This is a genomic window from Xenorhabdus littoralis, assembly GCF_033949345.1.
Taxonomy (GTDB): Bacteria; Pseudomonadota; Gammaproteobacteria; order Enterobacterales; family Enterobacteriaceae; genus Xenorhabdus; species Xenorhabdus littoralis.
Genome location: NZ_VCDP01000240.1, coordinates 1 through 679, shown reverse-complemented (window position 1 = coordinate 679; position 679 = coordinate 1). Strand labels below are relative to the sequence as shown.

General features: G+C 46.8%; 1 protein-coding gene. It reads right to left on the bottom strand.

The window, feature by feature from the left end:
- Window positions 1-679 (bottom strand): inverse autotransporter beta domain-containing protein (locus FE394_RS19475; protein ID WP_319927963.1); only part of this gene is annotated, 679 nt, incomplete at both ends.

Below are 679 nucleotides of genomic sequence, written 5' to 3'. Positions count from 1 at the left end.
TGAATTTATTGCCGGCATCCGGCGTCAGTTTTCCGCCATGTTGTGTAAATGCGCTGTTTTCCTGCCATTTGACGGTATCTTTGGTGTTAGTGGTTACAGAAATCGGGGCGTGTACTTCATGGCTATAGCCCACAATAGTACTGGGTAAAGAAAGTTGCAGGCGGTTCTGTTTTTGGTGGTCAAGGACGATGTTGTTATTTCTCTCTACCAAATCATAACGGCTGCCCGCTAATGTCCGCATAGACGCGACGCTTTCTGGCGATAGCTGTACATGGAGGGGAACGCCCAGTTTATAATTTAAGTTCGCCAGAAATTGGGTTTCGCTATAACCCCTTTCTCCTTGTTTATAATCCACGCCCATGGTGAACAGCGGAATGGGGGTATAAGTAACACCTAATTTAGCCAGACTGGGGTTTTTCTGTTTGGTGTCGCGGTTAAATAACGTCACGTTATCACCAAAATACTGCTCATAGGACAGTTTGCCGCCCAAGTTAGGATAAGCCGGCAGGAAAAACTCGCCATTAATGTCATAACCGTTGGCGGGACGTTCATGATAACCCTGAAAGTGCTGGGATTTCTGCCAGTTACTTAAACCATAATAAGCATTGGCGGCCAGTTTAATATAGTCTCCCCAGATTTCCCCCCCCAATCCGACGCGTTGGTTTTTACCGGTGAGGTC